The sequence below is a fragment of the Brunnivagina elsteri CCALA 953 genome (assembly GCF_002289455.1).
Classification (GTDB): Bacteria; Cyanobacteriota; Cyanobacteriia; order Cyanobacteriales; family Nostocaceae; genus Brunnivagina; species Brunnivagina elsteri.
The window spans coordinates 1-1,215 of record NZ_NTFS01000774.1; the positions used below are offsets into that span (position 1 = coordinate 1).

Consider the following 1,215-nt stretch of genomic DNA (forward strand, 5'->3'; position numbering starts at 1 on the left):
ACACCTCAGGGTGCGGAATGTGGGTTTTATGACGATAATTTTAAAGTCATATTTCAAAAATTAAAATATTTGAAATATTGATTTAAATAGTTAAATTTAGATATTTTTGTGGTTGGAATAATTTTCATTTTCTCGATATCATTTGTTGGGTTACGCAAAGCCTTCACCCAACCTACGTAAATGCTTTAATATACTCACTTTTGAGTGTAGTAAAAGTGACAATTTTTTTGTATCGCTTGGGGAGTGCTGGTACTAAACGATCACCATCCCGATAACTTCATTATTGGCAAAAAAATTTAAAGATTTTGTCAAATTAGAATATTTTCCGCAGTAAACAGGCGATAAATAAAGATAGGTACATTTATCTTGCATATATTCCTGTTTTTATATGACATATTGCCTGCGAATCGCTGATATGGCAGAAAGCGAACGTCCACGAGAACGTTTGTTATCTAATGGTCCAAAAGTACTATCAACAGCCGAATTAATTGCCATACTATTAGGTACTGGGCAAGGTCCTGGAAAGCTTTCTGCGGTGGGTTTAGGGCAGTATATACTACGGGAATTAGGGAAAAACGAACGGGACCCATTAGCTGTATTGCGCGATGTCACCCCGGCTGAATTGATGTATATTCAAGGGATTGGACCAGCCAAAGCCACAAGTATTTTAGCAGCAGTCGAGTTAGGAAAAAGAACCTTTCAAGCAAACCCAGGCGATCGCACTCCCATCGATAGTCCAGCAGCAGCAGCAGCAGTTCTCAGCCAAGATTTAATGTGGCAGGTACAGGAACGGTTCGCAATTATACTGCTGGATGTCAAAAACAAAATGCTGGGTAGGCAAATTATTACCATTGGTACAGCAACGGAAACTCTTGCTCCTCCCAGGGAAATATTTCGGGAAGCCCTTAGACAAGGAGCTACAAGGTTAATCGTTGCACATAACCATCCTTCTGGGAATGTGGAACCCAGTCGAGAAGATATCGAATTAACCCGTCAGTTATTGGGAGGAGCGCAATTTTTAGGGATTCCTCTCCTCGACCATATTATTTTGGGTAACGGAAATCACCAAAGTTTGCGTGAAATTACGACCTTGTGGGAGGAACATCCCCAGGGAGATTAGGCTCATTTTCCTACAAATTGTCGAATCAAATATAGAACCCCACCCCTGCGGGGAGGAGGAATAAACTCAAATCCTCCTCGCTACCCTACGGTGTA

The 1,215-nt window shown here is 41.0% G+C and carries 1 protein-coding gene; it reads left to right on the plus strand.

Going from position 1 to position 1,215, the window contains the following annotated elements; genetic code table 11:
* The first annotated feature begins 388 nt into the window (after positions 1-388).
* Entirely contained in the window at positions 389-1,120 is a 732-nt protein-coding gene (radC, locus tag CK510_RS30600) for a RadC family protein (protein ID WP_095725150.1), read from the plus strand.
* Positions 1,121-1,215 lie beyond the last annotated feature (95 nt).